Origin of the sequence: Streptomyces sp. SudanB182_2057, assembly GCF_964272715.1 — a bacterium.
Classification (GTDB): domain Bacteria; phylum Actinomycetota; class Actinomycetes; order Streptomycetales; family Streptomycetaceae; genus Streptomyces; species Streptomyces rubradiris.
Genome location: NZ_OZ186798.1, coordinates 8,124,511 through 8,144,248, shown reverse-complemented (window position 1 = coordinate 8,144,248; position 19,738 = coordinate 8,124,511). Strand labels below are relative to the sequence as shown.

Sequence of the window (19,738 nt, the reverse complement as noted above, 5' to 3'; positions counted from 1 at the left end):
CGGCACGGGGCTGTGCGCGGGCCCAGCGGGTGTGTGCGGGCCCGGTGTCCGCAGGGGCGGACCCGCGAGTGGACGGTCCGGCCCTACGACGGGAGGGGGCGCAGGAGACAGCCCCGCGGAGGCAGGCAGGCGCCGGGCACGGCCTCTCGGATGGAAAGCGGATACCGCTCGTGTCCCGTCCCCACAGGAACCGGTCGCGGGACGGCCCGGCGGCGGGCGGCACGGGCCTGACCGCGGCCCTTCGGCTACGGCGTCACGGGCGCCCGGTGCCGGCGGTCAGAGCGGCGGGAGCCGGCGCGCGGTGAGGGCGAGGCTGATCTCCACCACGTCGGACGGCCGGGCCAGTGAGCGTCCGGTGAGCTGTTCGTAGCGGCGCAGCCGGTTGAGGACGGTGTTGCGATGGCAGTAGAGGCGTTCCCCGGCCCGCTGCGCCGAGCCGTCGCAGGCCAGCCAGGCGGCCAGGGTCTCCACCAGTACGTCCGCGTCGGCCGGTTCGAGAGCGGCCAGCGGTCCGAGGACGCGCTCGGTGAGCGACGCGGCGAGTTCCGGCGCGGACACCACCATCGCGGCGGGCAGCTGCTCCGCCAGCCGGACGGTGCCGCCCTCGGCGGGACACAGGCTCAGCGCCAGGTCGGCCTGGGCCCGGGCTTCGCCGAGCGCCGCGAGACCGCCGACCACGTTGCCGATCCCGACCCGGGTGCCCGGCGCGGGCGGCACCACCGGATCGGGGAGTTCGCCGTCCTCGGTGAGCAGGATGCCGTAGTCCACGTCGGTACCGGTGTGCCAGTGGGCGCGCGGTGACCGCTCCGGCAGCGCGGCGCGCGGGCCGGCCGGTGCGGGGGACCGTCCGCCGGTGACCGCCACGACCACGTACCGCCCCTGCTCGGGCAGTCGGAGCGCCTCGGCCGCCTCGGGGAGGTCGGCGATGCGGCTGGTGCCGTCCAGCAGCGCGGCGGCCAGCAGCCGGACCCGGTTCTCGCGCCGCCATGTCATCTGTCTCTCCACCTGCCGGTAGGCATCGGCCACGACGGTGCAGTGCTCGTCGACGAAGTTCCACACATCGGCCGCCACGTGCACGAGCAGCCGGACGTCCTCGGGTGCCGTCCGGGCGGTCTCCTCCACCAGCCCCTGCCACACCAACGAGCCGCCGAGCCGGAAGGCGTGCAGCAACGCGTCCAGTGGCAGGCCCTGTTCGGCACGCGCGACGCCGATCTTCCAGGAGCAGCGCCGGGCCGCGTCCCGGGTGCCACGCGGGTCGATCAGCGAGGCCACGCTGTGCCGCAGTGAGCGGTGCGCCTCCCGCCAGGTGTCGTGCGGGTCGGTCCGGAGTGCCGCCCGGTACGCCGGTTCCCGGTCCTCGAGCGCCGTGAGCAGGCGGTCGGTGAGGCCCGTCAGATCGGCCAGGAGGGCCCGGGCGGCCCGGTGCAGCACACCGATCGCGTCGGCGTCGATCAGTGAGCGCGTCCGTGGCGGCCTGGGCCGGGGTACGGCCGCCGGGGCGTGGCGGAGCGCCGTCGGTGTCCCTGAAGCTTGGTGCATCGCGGTCATCCCCCGGGGTCGGCTCGGCGGCGGCGCGCCCGGGACACCTCGGCGGCTCACAGCGGGCCGCTGGGTCCGTGCGGTGACTGCCGCCCGTCTGGTCCTGCCCCGAAGAATGGCATACCGTCCGGTCGGTCAATAGGGTTGTGCAACGCCTTTTCACCGCCCGGGCGCGCGACGCGTACCGCCGCGAGCCCGCGTCTCGGGGACCACACCACCGCCGTCGTCCCCTCCCCCACCGAAGACCGTGGTCGTCACCCGCCCGAGGACCGGAAGCGGAACCGAAGCAACCGGTCGGCCGGGCGGGAGCGGGTGGTTCGTGGGCGGCGTGCTCGCCGTCACCGGTGGCGGGTCCGGACCGGCTGTCCCGGCCGCCGGCGAGGTACGTCATCGACGCTCGGGCCCGGGCTCATGTCAGGGGTGGGAAGTCGGGCAGGGTGAGGGCCGAGTGGGCCGGTCGTTCCTTTGCGGGAGGCGTGGTCTTGAGGGCGCGCAGCATGTCGTTGCGCCGCTCCAGGGCCCGGGCCGTGGTGGGGAAGAGTGACGCGTCGCCGTCGCCGACCCGCTGCTGGTTCAGGGTCACGAACTCGCGGGTGTGGCGTTCGTAGGCGGCGAAGCCCGCCGTGTGGTCCCGGTCGGCCAGGGACGCGGCGAGCATGTACGCGCCGACGAGCGCGAGGCTGGAGCCCTGTCCGGTGAGGAACGAGGGTGCGTACGCGGCGTCGCCCACCAGCGCGACCCTGCCGCTGGACCAGCGGGGCATGCGGATCTGGCCGACCCCGTCGAAGAACAGGTCGTCCGCGTCGCGCAGGGCGGCGAGCATGCCCGGGACCTCCCATCCCGCGTCGGCGAAGACCTCGGCGAGAAGGGCACGTTGGGCTCGCGGGTTCCGGAGCGCGTCGGACGGCGGTCGCGGGCGGGCGAAGTTCAGCAAGGCGTGGACTTCGTCGTCGTCCCCCACGGCGTAGAGTGCCGCGGCCCTGCCCGGGACGTTCCACATCACGGTCTCGTGGGAGAGCCCGAAGGTGTTGCGCAGGGTGAACACGGCGAAGCAGTATCCGAGATGGTGGTGGAACCGCTCCTCGGGGCCGAACAGGAGCTCGCGGGTGCGTGAGTGCAGGCCGTCGGCGCCGAACACCATGTCGAACGTACGCGTGCCGCCCCCGTGGAAGGCGACGTCGACCCCGTGGTCCGACGGGTCGAGCATGTCGATGGAGTCGTCGAACAAGAACTCCACGTCGTCACGGACGGCCGTGTGAAGGGCGTCGGCCAGATCCCCGCGCCGCACCTCCAGGTCCCGTCCCGCCGCACCGCCGGTGACGGCGTGCGGGTCGACCGAGGCCACCTCACGGCCGTCCCCGTCCAGGAAGGTCAGCCGGCGCGTGTCGATGTGCGCGTCCCGCAGTCGTGGCAGGATGCCCATCCGTCGGACGACCTCCAGCGCGGTGCCGCGCACGTCGACGGGGTAACCAGCGCCGCGAGGCGCGCCCGCCTTCTCGACCACGGTGACCGCGAACCCGTAGCGGTTCAGCCAGAACGCGAGGGCGGGCCCCGCGATACCGGCCCCGGATATCAGGACCTTGCGCCTCGGAGTGGCATGGCTCTGCCTCGACAGGCCGGTGTGGGTCATTTCTTGTCTCCTTCGCTCATGGTGCGGGCGACCAGCAGGGACAGCGCCGTGACGGCACCGGCTATGACGAAGCCGGTGACGAAGGCCGATTCGGCCGGGACGTCCGAGCCGGAGGGGGTCCCGGCGGTGAGGAGCGCGCCACCGAGCTGCGCCCCCACGGCGAAGCCGATCACGCGGGTCACCAGGACCAGGCCGGTGGCGATGCCGGTGTCGCTCCGGTCGACGGAGGTGGCGGTGCTGGTCACCATCGCCGTGACGCACAGGCCGTTGGCGAGCGCGATCAGCATCTTGCCGATGACGAGGTGCCAGACTTCCGAATGCGCGGCCGCCAGGGCGGTCAGGGCGGCGGCCATGATGACGATCCCGGCGCCGACCACGGCACGCGAGCCGAGCCGCCGTACCCCCAGCCCGCTGATCGGCCCGGCCAGCGACGCGGCCACGGCGCCGGGCAGCAGGTAGAGGCCGATCTCGGTGGCTCCGGCCCCGAATCCGTACGCGTGGGAGGGCACCGCGAACAGCTGCGGGACGAGATAGACGGCCACCGAGGTGCCGACGCAGATCATGAACGTCAGCACGCAGGACTGCCACATCGCCGGCCGTGCCAGCATGCGCAGGTCGACCATCGGCGCGGCCGCGCGACGCTCGACGGCGATCCAACCGGTCGCGAAGGCGGCCAGGACCACGATGAGCGCGCCGAGCACGAGTGGCCGCGCGCCGATGTCGGGCGCCAACGCGAGGACGAGCATGAGGGTGACCAGCGTCCCGCTCAGCAGGACCAGCCCGGGCCAGTCGATTCCGGTGGCGTCCGGCCGTCCCGGCGGATCGTGGGGCATCAGTCCGTGCACCAGTGTGGTGGCCCCGATGACCGCGATCGTAGGCAGCGCGAACATCCAGTGCCGGGACAGCCCTTCGGCCACGGGCCCGGCCGACAGCGTCCCCGCCATCCCGCCCCCCACGAACAGCCCGCTGACCACTCCGATGGCCACCTTCGACGCCCCCTCGGGGAGGTGCGCGCGCACCAGGATGAACGCCAGGGGCAGCGCGCCCACCATCGCCCCCTGAAGCACCTGGCCGAGCAGCAGCACGGGCAGGTTCGGCGCCAGGGCGGACACCAGACCACCGGCCGAGACGACCGCCATCAGCCGGATGAGGACCCGTTTGCCGCCGTAGCGGTCACCTAACTTGCCCGCGACCGGGGTGACGAGCGCCCCGGTGATGAGGAGCACGATGCTGAGCAACGCCCCTTCGGCGGGACTCATGTCCAGTTCGCGTTGCAGGAGCGGGAGCGTCGGTGTCACCACCGACTCCAGGGCGCCGGTGGCGACTGCCAGCACGCCGAGCGCCCCGACAGCGGCCTTCCCGACGCGGGCCGGGGGAGCCAGAGTTGCGGTCATGGACGTTCCTTTCCGTCTTCGCCGGACGAGGAAGGGACCGGTGGTGCGCGAGGCACCGCCGTCTTGCCGGACCCGGCGCGGGCACAGGGGCCTTCACGCGGGGCGGGGTGCGCATGACTCTTCGGGGACGGGGGTCGTCTGTCGGGGCGAACCCGGGGAAGCGGGCGGCGAGTCGGCGCCCGCACGGTCCCGCCGGGCGGATCCGCGTACGAGTGCCGCACGGTCGAGCCGATACTACACTACACCGTGCAGTGTAGAACGGTTACGATGTGGGCATGCCGACCACGAAGACGCCCACCACGAAGACCCTCCGCGAGGGATCCGCGCAAAAGCGGGCCGCCATCCTCACGGCGGCCCGGGAACTGTTCCTCGCGGACGGTTTCGACCGGACCAGCGTCGACGCGGTCGCCGCCCGGGCCAAGGTGTCCAAGCGGACGGTGTACGACTACTTCGGCGACAAGCGGACGCTGCTGCAAGCGGTCGTCGACGCCATCGGCCAGTCGATGGTCGGCATCATCCGGCGCACCCTCGACGACACCCTCACCGGCCTCACCGAGGCCGCCGGTCTGGAGGACGCCCTGGTCACGTTCTCTATGCGGATCGCCACCGACATGCTCGGCTCGGCGGAGTACGCGACGCTGCGCCGACTGGTCCGGGCGGAGTCCGGCCACCTGCCGCATCAGGACTACAACTCCATGGCCGACGCCCCCGACGAGGCGATCGCCGAGCGGTTCGCCGCCCTCGCCGCGGCCGGGCTGCTCGATGTCCCCGACCCCCGTCTGGCGGCCGACCAGTTCATCGCGCTGACCTTCGGCGTGGCGCTGGACAGGCTGGGTTCCGCGAATGCCGCGGAGGACCCCCGCGTCCGGCCGCTCGTCATCGAGGGAGTGCGGACCTTCCTCCGGGCATACCGGACCGCGTAGGGCCTCGGGCGGCGCGGAAGAACCGTGCGCCGTCAGCGCCACCGCGGGTTCGACGGGCGCGGCGGCGCGGCGCGACCGCACCTCGGCACGGCTCCGGGCCACCGCTGACGGACCCGGCCGTCGGGGCGGCGGCGATCCCCGTCCTCGGCGGCATCCGACAGCAACACGCCCTTCTTCACCGCGCGTTGGCGTGCCTGACGGTCGTAGTCGCCGCCGATCACGTGCTGGTCGCCGCCGGTGATGTCGATGGCCTCGGCGCCCGTGTCGACGGCGGACTCGTGGCGGTGGACAACGGGCGGTCGGGGCAAGGCCGTTGTGCCGACGCCGGGAGGCCCGCCCCGCCCCCGGAGGGAGCGAAGCGGGACCGGTGTGCTGACCTCAGCGCCTGACCTGCACCGTGGCCGACGCTGTCGCGCTCGTGTGCAGGTCGTCGCCCGGCCAGCTGACGGTGTAGGTCACCTGGCGCCGGGCGCGCGGCAGGTCGTCGACGGTGAAGGTGCCGTCGGCGGCGACGGTCACCGACGACAGGGTGCCGGTGCCGAGCCGGTCCGAGCGCCGCACGGTGAGCGTGGCCCGCTCGGGCAGGGCCTTGCCCTGTGCGGTGAACGTGCCGGTGAGGTGGACGCCCCCGCTCATGGTGGCCTCTTCCGGCCCGGTCAGCGTGATCGAGGCGGGCGCCTTGCCGACCGTCACGGTGTGGGTGACATCGGTGGCGGGGCGGTGGGTGAGGTCGCCGAGGAACGACAGCCGGTACGTGGCACCGCCGACGAGGTCGGGCTCGTCCAGGACGGTGAAGCTGCCGTCCTCCTTGACGGTCGCCGTGCCGAGCTGGTGGGTGCCGTTCGCGTCCTCGCGCACGGCGGTGACCTTCAGTGGCTGGGCGGGGGCGGGCCCGTCCCACTCCAGCCGGCCGCGCATCGACAGCGGCTCGCCGGCGACGGCTCCGGAGGGGCTGTGGGTGAGCTCGCCGGCGAAGCGGGTGTCGTACTGGACGGCCGGAGGCTGGATGACGTGCAGCCAGTACTCGTAGCCGCTGCCGCCCCGGGTGACCGCGAAGAGCCGGGAGCCGTCCTGGGACCAGGCCAGGCCCCGCGGGGCGACGCCGTTTCCGTCGAGGCTGCCCTGGAAGGCGAACTCCAGCGGCGGTGTGCCGTCGGCCGGGTCGGCGCTCTGCACCAGCAGGTCGGGTGTACTGCCGGCCGCCTGGGCGCCCCGGGCGATGTACTTGCCGTCGCCGCTGAAGGCGACGGCGGTGGACGACGCGCCCGCGGGCAGCGCCGGGTACTGGCCGGACGCGTCCGTCAGGTCGCCGGCGTTCAGCAGCCGGGTGCCGGCGGTGGCGTCGGCCACGGCCACCTTGGTGCCGTCCGCGCTCGCCGCCATGTCCTTCAGGTCGAGGGCGCCCTTGCCGCCGGCGTCCGCGAACCGGCGGGAGGCGTTCCGCACCGGGGTGGTGCCGCTGACGTCGAACGAGGCGAGGAACGGGTCCGCCGCACCGCTCTCCTTGGGCTGGCCCATGAGGAGACGGTTCTGCCCGCCGGCGCCCGGGGCCAGTTGGAGCCGGCCGACGTCGTTCCAGCCGGTCGTGCCGACCGTGCCGTCGGTGAGCATGTTCAGGCTCGTGGAGGCCGTGGCGCACTGGTAGGTCTGGTAGACGTAGGCGCTGGTGCTCCACACCTTGCCGCCGGCGAAGGCGAGTTGCCGGCCGCAGGTGTCGTAGGTGGCGCCGTACGCGCCGTTCTGCTGGAGGGTGCCGGTGTCGTAGGCGACGACGCGGCCGCGCTCGCCGACGTACAGCGTCGCGGCGTCCTCGCTGAGCGCCACGCCCGAGACCGCGTACTGGTGCTGGAGCGTGGCGACCTTCTGGCCTTGGAAGTCGTAGACCAGCACCGTGCCGTCGGAGTTGGTGTCGCGCTGGTCGGCGATGTAGACGCGCTGGTGGACCGAGTCGACGGCCAGGCCCGAGTACGTTCCGATCGGCAGCTTGGCCACCGCCTCGGAGGCCGCCGCGTGGGCCGCGGGCGCGGCGGCGACGGTCAGTCCGGTCCCGGCGAGCACGGCGGCGAGGAGTGTGGCCGCGAGACGTCCGGATCGCTGTGCTGTATTCAACTGTGCCCCCCACAGGCTGAGTAGAGCACCTCACCGGTGTCGGTGAGACGCCTGTGAAGGACATGTAACAGCCGTGAAGATCACTTGGGCAAGGGGGCGCGCCCGGCCGGACCCGCACGCCGTCTGCGGTCGCACGGGGCACGGCGCAACCTCCCCGAGGAGGGGATCGCGTACTCCAAAGGCGGAGGGCCCGTTGGTCATCAGGCACGATGTCCGGCACCGGTCACGCGGTCGATCATGAGCTGGTGATGAGGCATCAGCAGTTCGGCGCCGGTTCCGGCGCCGCCGACGACAGGAGCCGGCCATGGCAGAGGTGACACGACGCGGCGTTCTCGCGGGAGCGGCCGCGGCGGGGGGCGCCGCCGCGGGGCTGGGTTTACCGAGCGCCGCCGCGGCGGCGGACGCCGCGCGCACCGGTGCGCCGGGCGCGGTGACGGTCGGTCCCGGCGACACGCGGTACGCGTCGCTGACCCGCCGGGGCAGCAACGCGCGTTTCGTCGGCACCCCCGACTACGTACGCGTGGCGTCCTCGACCCGGGACGTCGTCGACGCCGTGCAGCGAGCGGTGGACGAGGGCCGGCGCATCGCCGTGCGCAGCGGAGGGCACTGCTTCGAGAACTTCGTCGACGACCCGGCCGTCAAGGCGCTCATCGACCTCTCCCCCATGTCCTCCGTCTCCTACGACGCACGGCGGCGGGCCTTCGCGGTGGAGCCGGGTGCCCTGCTCGGTGAGGTCTACCGGCACCTGTTCCTCGGCTGGGGCGTGACCGTCCCGGCGGGCGCCACGGCCGAGGTCGGCGTCGGAGGTCATGTCCTGGGCGGCGGCTACGGCGCCCTGTCACGCCGGTACGGCCTGTCCGTGGACCACTTGTACGCCGTCGAGGTGGTGGTCGTGGACGAGCGGGGCAGGGCCCGAAGCGTGGTCGCCACGCGGGAGCCCGACGACCCGCACCGCGACCTGTGGTGGGCGCACACCGGGGGCGGCGGCGGCAACTTCGGCATCGTCACCCGCTACTGGTTCCGGTCCCCGGGCGCGCGGGGTTCCGACCCCTCGCGGCTGCTGCCGCGCGCGCCGGAGTCCGTGCTCTCCTTCAGCGCCTCCTGGTCCTGGAAGGACCTGGACCGGCAGTCGTTCAGCCGCCTGGTCACCAACCACGGCGGCTGGTACGAGCGCAACAGCGCGCCCGGCTCCCCCTACGCGGGCCTGTTCGGCGTGCTGATGCTCAACAACCGCCGGTTCGGCACGGTCGATCTGGTGGGCCAGATCGATGCCACGGACGCCGGGGCACGGCGGCTGGTCGACGACTACGTGGCCGCGGTCGGAGCCGGGGTGCGGGCCCGGCCCACGCGGACCACGGCGGTCCGGCCGTGGCTCCAGGCGGCCGCGGCCGTCCAGGAGAGCGAACCGACGTACTACAAGGCCAAGGCGGCCTATCTGCGGCGGCGCTTCACGGACCGGCAGACGGACGTGCTGTACGCGCACCTGTCGAGCGAGGCGGGCGGCGAGGCCGACGGTTCGGTGTGGCTGGTGTCCTACGGAGGGCAGGTCAACGCGGTGGCGCCCGGCGAGACGGCCGTGGCCCAGCGGGATTCCGTCCTCAAGGCGATCTATCTCACCAGTTGGCCGAGCCCCGAGGCCGAGGAGGCCGCCCTGGGATGGGTACGCGACCTCTACCGCGCGGTGTACGCCGACACTGGCGGCGTGCCCGTGCCCGGCGCGGTCAGTGACGGCTCGTTCATCAACTACCCGGACGCCGATCTCGCCGACCCGGCCCTCAATACCTCCGGGACGCCGTGGCACACCCTGTACTACAAGGATCACTACGCGCGTCTGCAGAGCGTCAAGGCCCGCTGGGACCCGCGTGACGAGTTCCGGCACGCGTTGTCGATCCCTCTGCCTGAGTGAAGCGGCGGGCTCGAGTCCCCCGGCGGCGGGGGTGGCCGCCCCGCCCCCTGCACAGTGCCACCCGGCGGGACCGGGTGGCTTGCCGGATCAGGTGTCGGAACCGCCGCTGGTGCGGCGCCGCACCGCGCCGCCGCCGTGCCAGTCCAGCACCAAGAGGGTGGCATCGTCGGGCAGTTCGCCTCCGCACGCGTCGTGCACCGCCGCGGTCAGGATCCGGACCACCTCACGGGGGTGCTCGTCGCGGGTGGCGCCGATGAGGGAGAGGAGGTCGACCGCGGCGGCCGCGCGTTCGTGCATGCCGTCGGTGATCAGGACGAGCCGGTCGCCGGGCTCCAGACGACGCCGCTGCGCCTCGTAGCTGACCGGGGCCGGGACCCCGAACGGCATGTCCACCCGGATGGCGACCTCCTCCGCACGGCCGCCGCGCAGTCGCAGGGGCCAGGGATGGCCGGCGTTGACCAACTCGCAGGCGCCGGTGTCCAGTTCGACCCGCAGCAGTTGCCCGGTGGTCATGCCGCGGCTGTGCCGGCTGAGCGCCTCATGAGCGGCGTACGCCTGGTCGAGGACTCCGCCCCCGGCCCGGCGGGCGCCGCGCAGGGCGTTCACGGTCAGCGTCGCCAGCAGGGCGGAGTCGGTGTCGTGGCCCATGGCATCGGTGATCGACAGGTAGAGGGCGTCCTGGTCGAAGGCGTAGTCGTAGGTGTCACCGCCGATGTCGTCGGCCGGGACCAGGCCACCGGCCAGGGTGAACTGCGCGGCCTCGCAGCAGGCCGCCGAGGGCAGCAGCTGGTGCTGGATCTCCGCGGCCAGGGTCATCTCGGTGGTGCGCCGTCCCCAGTGGTAGAGGTCGGTGAAGCGGCGGTCGGTCACCACGATGTACGCCAGCGCGTGCGCGGCCTGCGCGACCGCCTCGCACAGCGCGTCGTCCACGCGGGGCACCACCAGGTCCAGCACGCCGATGCAGTCGCCGCGGTTGGTGACCGGGGCCGCCAACCGGTGGCCGCCCTCTTCGGCCGGCTCCTGTCGCACGTCCTGGGCACGCAGTACCCGGTCGTACAGGCTGCCCGCCAGCTCCCGTCGCTCCGCCCGACCGAGGGCTTGCCCGGCCGTGCCGGCCCTGGGCAGCCGTACGGCTGCCTGTCCGAGCATGTCCACGAGCCAGAAGGAGACCTCGCTCGCCGAGAACCGCTCTTCCAGTTTCCGGGCGATCACGTCCACCGACTCCACCGGCGCGGCGTCCTCCGCCGCCCGCAGCACCTCGTCCAGGCCCAGGTCCTCATAGCCCACCGCGGGCACCTCCCGATCCTTCCGCCCCGGCTTCCACGCGGACCCTCCCGGACGCATCCGCACCCGGCCAGGACCGACACGCGCCGGACGAGCCCGCTCCCGGCCGAAGCACCGGTCCCAGCAGGGCGCTTCATCCGTTCGGCCGACAGCACGGCGCAGCCATCGGTGCTCCGCACCTTCGCCGAATACCCGGACGTCACGGTCGCTGACGGCAGCTCGGGCGACCGCGCCGTCCGGTCGGCGCGGTCCTCAGCGGACGGCCGCCTCGACGGTGGCCAGGTCCTCGCCGGTGAGTTCCGCGACGCGGTGCGCCGGCACACCGGCCGCCAGGGCGCGGGCGAGCAGGGCGTCACGGCCGTCGGTGCAGGAGCGGTAGCCCAGCAGCTCCTCCTCCAGCCGCGCCCGGTCCGGCGGCGCGGTGTGGTGGCGCAGCCGGCTCAGCTCCTCCTCGGCGAGCGGCACGGACAGCCGCTCGGCGTCCTCGGGGACGGCCGCCGTCTCCTCGGGCGGCACCAGCCGCAGGTCCGGGGAGGTCTCGGTGACCCCGTGGGCCTGGAGCCAGGCCCGCACCGCGGGTGTCTCCAGGCAGGCCAGGTCACCGACAGCCGTCGGCGGCACGCCGGGCGCGGCCATCGCATCGGACTTCAGCACGAGACAGGCGTCGTCGGTCATCGTCTGCTCCTCCCGTCGGAAGACTTGTCGGCTCGGCACCCCGTATACCCGCGTTCGGCGCGCATGGTCATCCCGGTGCCGACCTGGTCGAAGGCGCGGGCCTGGTCCAGTCCACCGCCGGGTGCCCTGTACTGCGACAGGGCGCCCCCGTTCGAGAAATTGGTCTAGTCCCTTTTTGGTCCAGACCATTGACCCGCCTCTGCGGGGGCGCTATCCCAGTAGTCGGCAACTCCTTCCCCGCGCACAACCTTTGCCGCCTGCCCTCCACACACCGGGACTGACATGAGACTCGTGCGTTCCTTCCGCGCGGCCCTCGCCGCTGCCGCCACCACGGCGGCCGCGGTGGGCCTCGCCCTCGCGGGAACCGGCGCCGCCGAAGCCGCGACCCCCCTGCCGAACCACGTCTTCGCCCCCTACTTCGAGGCCTGGACCGGCGAGAGCCCCGCCGCCCTGTCCGCCCAGTCGGGCGCCAAGCACCTGACGATGGCGTTCCTCCAGACCGCCGCCAAGGGCTCCTGCACGCCGTACTGGAACGGCGACACGAGCATGCCGATCGCCGCCTCCACCTTCGGCGCCGACATCAAGACGATCCAGGCGAACGGAGGCGACGTCATCCCCTCGTTCGGGGGGTACACCGCCGACACCACCGGCACCGAGATCGCCGACAGCTGCACCGACGTCCAGCAGATCGCCGCCGCGTACCAGAAGGTCATCACCACCTACGACATCTCGCGGCTCGACATGGACATCGAGGTGGACTCGCTCGACAACGCCGCCGGCATCGACCGTCGCAACAAGGCCATCAAGCTGGTCCAGGACTGGGCGGCGGCCAACGGGCGCAAGGTGGAGATCTCCTACACCCTGCCGACCACCACGCGCGGTCCCGCGGCGAACGGCGAGGCGCTGCTGCGCAACGCGATCAGCAACGGCACCCGGGTCGACGTCGTGAACCTCATGACGTTCGACTACTACGACAACCAGCCCCACGACATGGCGAAGGACACCCAGACCGCCGCCCAGGGCCTGTACGACCTGCTCGCCGAGCTGTATCCGGCCAAGACCCCGGCCCAGCTGTGGAACATGGTCGGTGTCACCGAGATGCCGGGCGTCGACGACTTCGGCAAGGCGGAGACCTTCACCCTGGCCAACGCCCGGACCGTGTACGACTGGGCGGTCGCCAAGGGCATCAACACCCTGTCCTTCTGGGCGTTGCAGCGGGACAACGGCGGCTGTCCGGGAGGGGGAGCCGCGGACAACTGCTCGGGCATCGAACAGAACACATGGGACTTCACACGCATCTTCGCCCCGTTCACCAGTGGCGGCGTCCCCAACCCGGCTGACGACTTCTCCGTGGCGCTCAGCCCGGCCTCCGGGTCCGTGACGGCCGGGCAGTCCGCGACGGCCACGGTGAAGACGGCCGTGACGAAGGGCGAGGCCCAGGACGTGAAGCTGAGCGTCAGCGGCGCCCCGGCCGGTGTCACCGCCTCCCTCAGCCCCGCCTCGGTCACCGCCGGCGGCTCCTCCACGCTCACCCTGGCCACCACCCAGGCGGCGGCGTCGGGCACCTACACGGTCACCGTGACCGGCGCGGGCGCCTCGGGCAGCCACTCGGCGACCTACTCCCTGACCGTCACCGGCGGCTCCGGCAACCAGTGCACGGCCGCCCCGTGGGCCAAGGACACGGTGTACACCGGCGGCCAGCAGGTCTCGCACAAGGGCCACAACTGGAAGGCCAAGTGGTGGACGACGGGCGAGGAGCCCGGCACCACCGGTCAGTGGGGTGTCTGGCAGGACCTCGGCGCCTGCTGAGCCGTACGACCGCCGCGGCACGGGCGGCACGGACACCCCTCGGCGACGAGCCGGCCCCTGTGGTCGGCCCGTCGCCTGCCGGTCGTCCAGGATGTGAGACCGGGCCCCGTTTGCGGTATGCGCGGCGGGGGACCCAGCCACTCATGACGACAACACCACCTCGCCGGATGCGGCGGGACATCGTTCCGCGGCTCCTGGACAGTGTCGAACGGCAGCCGCACGGTGACGCGGTGACCGACACGCTCAGCCGGGGCGTGCGCGCCCTGCCGCTGCGCGGCGGCCGGGACCTGCTGCACGGCAGGTGGCTGGGCCATCCGGTGCACCCGCTGCTGGTGCAGGTGCCGGTCGGCAGCTGGCTGTCGGCCGCGGTGCTGGACCTGTGCCCCGGCCGGGCGCGGGCGGCGGACTCGCTGATCGCGGTCGGCCTGGCCGCCGCCGCCCCGGCCGCGCTGGCCGGAGCCGTCGACTGGGCGGAGCTGCACCCCCGCCAGCAGCGTGTCGGCCTGGTGCACGCGCTGGCCAACACGACGGCCGTCGCGCTGTACGCCGCCTCGCTCGCCTGTCGCGTCAAGGGCCGCACGAAGGCCGGCCGCGGCCTCGGCCTCCTGGGACTGACCGCGGTGGCGGCCGGCGGCCTGCTGGGCGGCCACCTCGCCTACCGGCAGGCCGCGGGCGCCAACCACGCGGAGGAAGTTCCCCAGGTCGTCTCGGACGGCTGGCACCGGGTCGGGGCCGTGGCCGAGTTCCCGACCGGCCGGGCGACCCGGCGCGCTGTAGACGATGTCCCGGTCCTGGTCGTCCGCGAAGCCGACGGGACCTTCCACGCGCTGGCCGACCGGTGCAGCCATCTCGCGGGGCCGCTGTCCGAAGGCACCCTCGAGGACGGATGTGTCCGGTGCCCCTGGCACGGCAGTGTCTTCCGGCTCGCGGACGGCTGGAACGTCCAGGGCCCGGCCACTTCCCCCCAGCCCGCCTTCGACACACGCGTCGTCGACGGCCACCTCGAGGTCCGCCTGCGGGACGGGGACCAGGCGGAGGACGGCACGGCCGGGTGAGCCGACCTCCCGCGTCCGGCGGCTGAGCATCGCCCGGTGGGCACAGCACTACGGTGAGCGGCGGCCGGCCCTCGACCCCCGGTACGCCGCCCGGCGGACGGCGGCGAGCGCGGGGCCGGGGGTGAAACCCCGGGCATCGTGCTCGTAGGCGTCGAAGTCCGCGCTCTCCTTCGGCCCGGCCGGCAGGGCGGAGCGCACGGTGAGCACGGCGAACGGCCGCCAGGAACCGCCGGCTCCCCCGGCGCACAGGTCGAAGACGAGCGGACCGGCGGCCAGCGCCCGCGCCAGGCTCGCCGGGTCACCGTGCACCGGCGCCTGCCCGCACCGGCGGGGAAAGGCGGCCAGGACGCGGGAGCGACCGCCCACCCGGTAGGGCAGGAGGCTGGAGTACGGCCCGCCCAGCGCGTCGGCGCGGAGCCGTGGCAGGTACCGGCCCAGGCGGCCCCGGCCGCTGCTCGTCAGCAGCAGATCGAGGGCCCGGCCGGGTCCCTCGGCGTCGTCCACCCGTACGGCCAGACCCAGCGCGTCGGGCAGGCGCCGGGGCAGCCCGGCCGCCCGGGACAGCCGCACGGTGGCGGTGAACCGGCCCGGTCCGTCCAGCCACGGCGCGCCCCAGCGTGCACCGCCGTCCGGCACCTCCACGTCGCCCGCGCACATCAGCCCGTGCGGGTGCAGGGCGGGCGCCCCGCGCAGCCTGGCGAGCAGCCGGAAAGCCGCCTCGGCCGCTCGGACCCGCCATGACGCCGCCGGCTCACGGACCGGCCGGGCCTGGGCGTCTCTCAGCATGGTGCATCCCGTCCTCGTGGTCGCCGTCCGCCGGCCCGCCCCCGGCGGCCCTGCCCCCGCACGGCGCACCGAGTACCCGGGGCCCGGCCTCCCTCACGTGGGACGCCGGGCATCCCCTCACGTCGAACGGAGCGTCGCCGTCCGGCCCGCCGTGCCCGGGGGCGGCGTGGCGGGGGCGCACGGCGGGGGCGGTTTTGTGCGGCGGGGGCCAAGCGGGTTAGCCTTCGGCGTATTTCTCATCACGCAGATCCGTGAAGTGCGGAAATGCACAGTATTGGGGCCCTCTCGGGCCGCAGGGGTGTTCGGGTCCTCACCGCCGAGGGCCCATGGGGAGCGGGACGAGGTTGCGCATGACCAGCGACAAGTCCGAGACGGTCGACGCCGCGCCGGGCAACCAGGAGCTGCGGCAGCTCCTGGCGGGCCTGACAGCCGTGCGGGACGGCGACTTCGGGACGCGCCTACCGGAAGACGCCCATGGCCTCATGGGTGACATCGCGACCGTGTTCAACGGCATGGTCGACCAGTTGTCCGTGTTCACCTCCGAAGTCACCCGGGTGGCCCGTGAGGTGGGCACCGAGGGGACCCTCGGTGGACAGGCGGAGGTGCCCGGGGTCTCCGGGACCTGGGCCGACCTGACGGACTCGGTCAACGCCATGGCCGGGAACCTCACCACCCAGGTCCGCGACATCGCCCAGGTGGCCACGGCGGTGGCCAAGGGCGACCTGTCGCAGAAGATCGACGTGCCCGCGCGCGGCGAGATCCTCCAGCTGAAGGACACCGTCAACACGATGGTGGACCAGCTCTCCGCCTTCGCGGACGAGGTCACCCGCGTCGCCCGCGAGGTCGGCACCGAAGGACGGCTCGGCGGCCAGGCGAAGGTGCCGGGGGTCGCCGGTGTGTGGCGGGACCTGACCGACTCGGTCAACTTCATGGCGGGCAACCTCACCAGCCAGGTCCGCAACGTCGCCCAGGTGACGACGGCGGTGGCCAAGGGCGACCTCTCACAGAAGATCACCGTCGACGCCCGCGGCGAGATCCTCGAACTGAAGAACACCATCAACACGATGGTCGACCAGCTCTCCGCCTTCGCCGACGAGGTCACCCGCGTCGCCCGCGAGGTCGGCACCGAAGGACGCCTCGGCGGCCAGGCCGACGTCAAGGGCGTCAAGGGCACGTGGCGGGACCTGACCGACTCCGTCAACTTCATGGCGGGCAACCTCACCAGCCAGGTCCGCAACGTCGCCCAGGTGGCGACCGCGGTGGCCAAGGGCGACCTCTCACAGAAGATCACCGTCGACGCCCGCGGCGAGATCCTCGAACTGAAGAACACCATCAACACGATGGTCGACCAGCTCTCCGCCTTCGCCGACGAGGTCACCCGCGTCGCCCGCGAGGTCGGCACCGAAGGACGCCTCGGCGGCCAGGCCGACGTCAAGGGCGTCTCGGGCACCTGGAAGGCCCTCACCGACAACGTGAACGTGATGGCGTCGAACCTGACCGGTCAGGTGCGCTCCATCGCCCAGGTCGCCACCGCCGTCGCCCGCGGCGACCTGTCCCGCAAGATCACGGTCGAGGCCAAGGGCGAGGTAGCCGCGCTGGCGGACGTGATCAACACGATGGTCGACACGCTCTCCGCGTTCGCCGACGAGGTCACCCGCGTCGCCCGCGAGGTCGGCACCGAAGGACGCCTCGGCGGCCAGGCCCACGTGCCGAACGTGGCGGGCACCTGGAAGGACCTCACCGACAACGTCAACTCCATGGCGAACAACCTCACCGGCCAGGTGCGCAACATCGCGCTGGTGACGACCGCGGTGGCCAAGGGCGACCTGTCGAAGAAGATTGACGTGGACGCGCGGGGCGAGATCCTGGAGCTGAAGACGACCATCAACACGATGGTCGACCAGCTCTCCGCCTTCGCCGACGAGGTCACCCGCGTCGCCCGCGAGGTCGGCACCGAAGGACGCCTCGGCGGCCAGGCCGAGGTGGAGGGCGTCTCGGGCACCTGGAAGCGGCTCACGGAGAACGTCAACGAACTGGCCGGCAACCTGACCCGTCAGGTACGGGCGATCGGCGCGGTCGCCAGCGCCGTGGCCGAGGGCGACCTGACCCGCTCGATCACGGTGGAGGCCTCCGGCGAGGTCGCCGAGCTCAAGGACAACATCAACTCCATGGTGGAGTCGCTGCGCGAGACCACCCGGGCCAACCAGGAGCAGGACTGGCTCAAGACCAACCTGGCGCGCATCTCCGGCCTGATGCAGGGCCACCGGGAGCTGCCGGTGGTGGCCGAACTGATCATGGAGGAGCTGACGCCGCTGGTGGCGGCCCAGTACGGCGCCTTCTACCTCTCCGAGGACGGCGACCGCGGCCCGGAGCTGCGGCTCGTCGGCTCGTACGGCAGGCCCGACGACGACCAGCGGCCCGCCCGCTTCCCCGTGGGCCGCTCGCTGGTCGGCCAGGCCGCCCGCAGCCGCCGTACCATCACCGTCGACGCGCTGCCGCCGGGCTACGTCACCATCTCGTCCGGGCTCGGCCAGACCGTCCCGACCGCGCTGATCCTGCTGCCGATCCTGTTCGAGGACCAGGTCCTCGGTGTCATCGAGCTGGCGTCGGTCACCGCCTTCACCTCGATCCACCGGGACTTCCTGGAGCAGCTGCGCGAGACGCTCGGCGTGAACCTCAACACGATCGTGGCGAACGCCCGCACCGACGAGCTGCTGGAGGAGTCGCAGCGACTGACCGCCGAACTCCAGGTCCGCTCGGCCGAGTTGCAGTCCCAGCAGGAGGAACTCCAGCGCTCCAACGCCGAGCTGGAGGAGAAGGCCACCCTGCTCGTCTCGCAGAACCGTGACATCGAGGCGAAGAACCTCCAGATCGAGCAGGCCCGGCAGGAACTGGAGGCCCGCGCCCAGCAGTTGTCGCTCGCCTCGAAGTACAAGTCGGAGTTCCTGGCCAACATGAGCCACGAGCTGCGCACCCCGCTGAACAGCCTGCTGATCCTGGCCCAGTTGCTGGCCCAGAACCCGTCGCGCAACCTGACGCCGAAGCAGGTCGAGTACGCCGGGATCATCCATTCGGCGGGCAGTGACCTGCTCCAGCTGATCAACGACATCCTCGATCTGTCGAAGGTCGAGGCCGGCAAGATGGACGTCGCCCCGGAGCGGGTGCCGCTGCGCCAGCTGATCGACTACGTGGAGGCCACGTTCCGGCCGATGACGTCCCAGAAGGGGCTGGAGTTCGCCGTCAGCACCGCGCCGGGCGCGCCCGCCGACCTGCTGACCGACGACTCCCGGCTGCGGCAGATCCTGCGCAACCTGCTCTCCAACGCGGTGAAGTTCACCGAGCAGGGCAGCGTCGAGCTGGCCATCGAGCCGGCCGCGGACGGGGAGGTCCCGGACGGAGTCGTGCGGGGCGGTGCCGTCGTGGCGTTCCGGGTCCGGGACACCGGCATCGGCATTCCGGAGCAGCACCTGGAGACGATCTTCGGGGCGTTCCAGCAGGCGGACGGCACCACGAGCCGCAAGTACGGCGGGACGGGCCTCGGTCTGTCCATCACCCGGGAGATCGCGCATCTGCTCGGCGGCGCCGTCGCGGTGGACAGCGCCCCCGGCCGGGGCAGCACGTTCACGCTGTACCTGCCGGTGGCCCGGCCGGACTTCGAGCAGTTGCTCGGCAGCGGCCGGCGCGCGGCGAAGGAACCGGCCGAGCTGGACCCGGCGGCCCAGGACGCTCCCGCACCGCAGTCCTCCCCCGCCCGGCAGCGGCCGCGCCGGCTGCTCGTGGTGGAGGAGCGGCCGCGCGGGCTGCTGACCCTGGTCGCCGAGAGCGTGGTCGCGGAAGTGGCCCGGCACAGCCCGGACGACGGTTCCCCGCTGCCCGCCGTGGAGGTCATCACCGCCGTGGGGGCGCAGGAGGCGGCGGGCGCGCTGGCCGCCGAGCCGTGCCACTGCGTCGTACTGGACCTGGACATGCCCGACGAGGAGGCGGGCCGGTTCCTGCGGGCCTTGCAGGGCGATTCGGGGCTGGCCGGCGTGCCGGTGCTGGTCCACAGCGGCCGCCGGCCGGAGGTGGCCCGGGACGAGGCGTTGCGCTCGCACCGGGACAACGGGGCGCTGGAGTTCCTGTCCAGTCTGGACGAGCTGCGCGAGCGCGTCGCGCTGCACCTGTCGGCCGAGGAGCCGGGGGATGTGCTGTCCCTGGTCCGGACCGAGGACCGGCAGGACCTCGCCCCGCCGGTCGACGACAGCTTCCGGGGCCGTACGGTCCTGGTCGTCGACGACGACGCGCGCAACCTGTTCGCGCTGAGCGGGATCCTGGAGATGTACGGATTCCGGGTGCTGCACGCGGAGAACGGGCGCAAGGGCATCGACACGCTGCTCGGCAACCCCGACATCGCGATGGTGCTGATGGACGTGATGATGCCGGAGATGGACGGCTACACGGCGACCGCCGAGATCCGCAAGCTGCCGCAGTACGCCGACCTGCCGATCATCGCCGTCACCGCCAAGGCGATGCCCGGCGACCGGGAGAAGTCCCTGGCCTCGGGCGCGAGCGACTACGTCACCAAGCCCGTCGACACCCACGACCTCATGGCCTGCGTCCGGCGCTGGCTGTCCGCGTGAGCGCGCGAG

13 protein-coding genes are annotated in these 19,738 nt (G+C 72.9%); 5 read left to right on the top strand and 8 right to left on the bottom strand.

Going from position 1 to position 19,738, the window contains the following annotated elements; translation table 11 throughout:
• Positions 1–276: 276 nt before the first annotated feature.
• The 3 genes from ACSURM_RS36150 to ACSURM_RS36140 form a co-directional block, all read right to left on the bottom strand.
• Positions 277–1,539 carry a PucR family transcriptional regulator gene (locus ACSURM_RS36150; RefSeq protein ID WP_436960217.1) on the bottom strand — a complete coding sequence of 421 codons (1,263 nt, stop codon included), beginning with the start codon at positions 1,537–1,539 and terminating at the stop codon, positions 277–279.
• Positions 1,540–1,948: 409 nt separating this feature from the next.
• A complete protein-coding gene (locus tag ACSURM_RS36145) occupies positions 1,949–3,169 on the bottom strand; it encodes an FAD-dependent monooxygenase (protein WP_436960215.1) in 1,221 nt (406 codons plus the stop codon).
• Complete coding sequence (locus tag ACSURM_RS36140) at positions 3,166–4,563, bottom strand: MFS transporter (RefSeq protein WP_436960214.1); 1,398 nt, start codon at positions 4,561–4,563, stop codon at positions 3,166–3,168. The genes ACSURM_RS36145 and ACSURM_RS36140 overlap by 4 nt, the downstream gene beginning before the upstream one ends.
• A 275-nt stretch (positions 4,564–4,838) precedes the next feature.
• Between ACSURM_RS36140 and ACSURM_RS36135 the strand changes: the two genes are divergently transcribed.
• A complete protein-coding gene (locus ACSURM_RS36135) occupies positions 4,839–5,486 on the top strand; it encodes a TetR/AcrR family transcriptional regulator (protein WP_436960212.1) in 648 nt (215 codons plus the stop codon).
• Positions 5,487–5,518: 32 nt separating this feature from the next.
• On the opposite strand, the gene ACSURM_RS36130 is transcribed toward ACSURM_RS36135, so the two are convergent.
• Together ACSURM_RS36130 and ACSURM_RS36125 are read right to left on the bottom strand one after the other, a co-directional pair.
• Entirely contained in the window at positions 5,519–5,794 is a 276-nt protein-coding gene (locus ACSURM_RS36130; protein WP_436960210.1) for a hypothetical protein, read from the bottom strand.
• Between the two features lie 70 nt (positions 5,795–5,864).
• Positions 5,865–7,544 (bottom strand): Ig-like domain repeat protein, encoded by a 1,680-nt coding sequence (locus tag ACSURM_RS36125; protein ID WP_436960208.1) that lies wholly within the window; start codon positions 7,542–7,544, stop codon positions 5,865–5,867.
• A 355-nt stretch (positions 7,545–7,899) separates the two neighbouring features.
• Between ACSURM_RS36125 and ACSURM_RS36120 the strand changes: the two genes are divergently transcribed.
• Positions 7,900–9,501: an FAD-dependent oxidoreductase gene (locus ACSURM_RS36120; protein WP_436960206.1), complete on the top strand. Its 1,602-nt coding sequence runs from the start codon at positions 7,900–7,902 to the stop codon at positions 9,499–9,501.
• A gap of 87 nt (positions 9,502–9,588) precedes the next feature.
• Here ACSURM_RS36120 and ACSURM_RS36115 read toward each other — a convergent pair whose 3' ends face one another.
• Together ACSURM_RS36115 and ACSURM_RS36110 are read right to left on the bottom strand one after the other, a co-directional pair.
• Positions 9,589–10,788, bottom strand: a complete 1,200-nt coding sequence (locus ACSURM_RS36115; RefSeq protein ID WP_436960204.1) for a PP2C family protein-serine/threonine phosphatase — start codon at positions 10,786–10,788, stop codon at positions 9,589–9,591.
• A 249-nt stretch (positions 10,789–11,037) separates the two neighbouring features.
• On the bottom strand, positions 11,038–11,460 hold the full coding sequence (locus tag ACSURM_RS36110) for a DUF6003 family protein (protein WP_436960202.1): 423 nt from the start codon (positions 11,458–11,460) through the stop codon (positions 11,038–11,040).
• Positions 11,461–11,742: 282 nt separating this feature from the next.
• Between ACSURM_RS36110 and ACSURM_RS36105 the strand changes: the two genes are divergently transcribed.
• Both ACSURM_RS36105 and ACSURM_RS36100 read left to right on the top strand, forming a co-directional pair.
• The gene (locus ACSURM_RS36105; RefSeq protein ID WP_436960200.1) at positions 11,743–13,269 is read left to right on the top strand and encodes a glycosyl hydrolase family 18 protein; all 1,527 of its coding nucleotides are present in this window, start codon (positions 11,743–11,745) and stop codon (positions 13,267–13,269) included.
• A 143-nt stretch (positions 13,270–13,412) separates the two neighbouring features.
• Positions 13,413–14,324: a Rieske 2Fe-2S domain-containing protein gene (locus ACSURM_RS36100; RefSeq protein ID WP_436960198.1), complete on the top strand. Its 912-nt coding sequence runs from the start codon at positions 13,413–13,415 to the stop codon at positions 14,322–14,324.
• A 48-nt stretch (positions 14,325–14,372) separates the two neighbouring features.
• Here ACSURM_RS36100 and ACSURM_RS36095 read toward each other — a convergent pair whose 3' ends face one another.
• Positions 14,373–15,110: a phosphodiesterase gene (locus ACSURM_RS36095; RefSeq protein WP_436960196.1), complete on the bottom strand. Its 738-nt coding sequence runs from the start codon at positions 15,108–15,110 to the stop codon at positions 14,373–14,375.
• Positions 15,111–15,460: 350 nt separating this feature from the next.
• Here ACSURM_RS36095 and ACSURM_RS36090 point away from each other — a divergent pair, with 350 nt between their 5' ends.
• A complete protein-coding gene (locus ACSURM_RS36090; RefSeq protein ID WP_436960194.1) occupies positions 15,461–19,729 on the top strand; it encodes a HAMP domain-containing protein in 4,269 nt (1,422 codons plus the stop codon).
• The last annotated feature ends 9 nt before the right edge of the window (positions 19,730–19,738 follow it).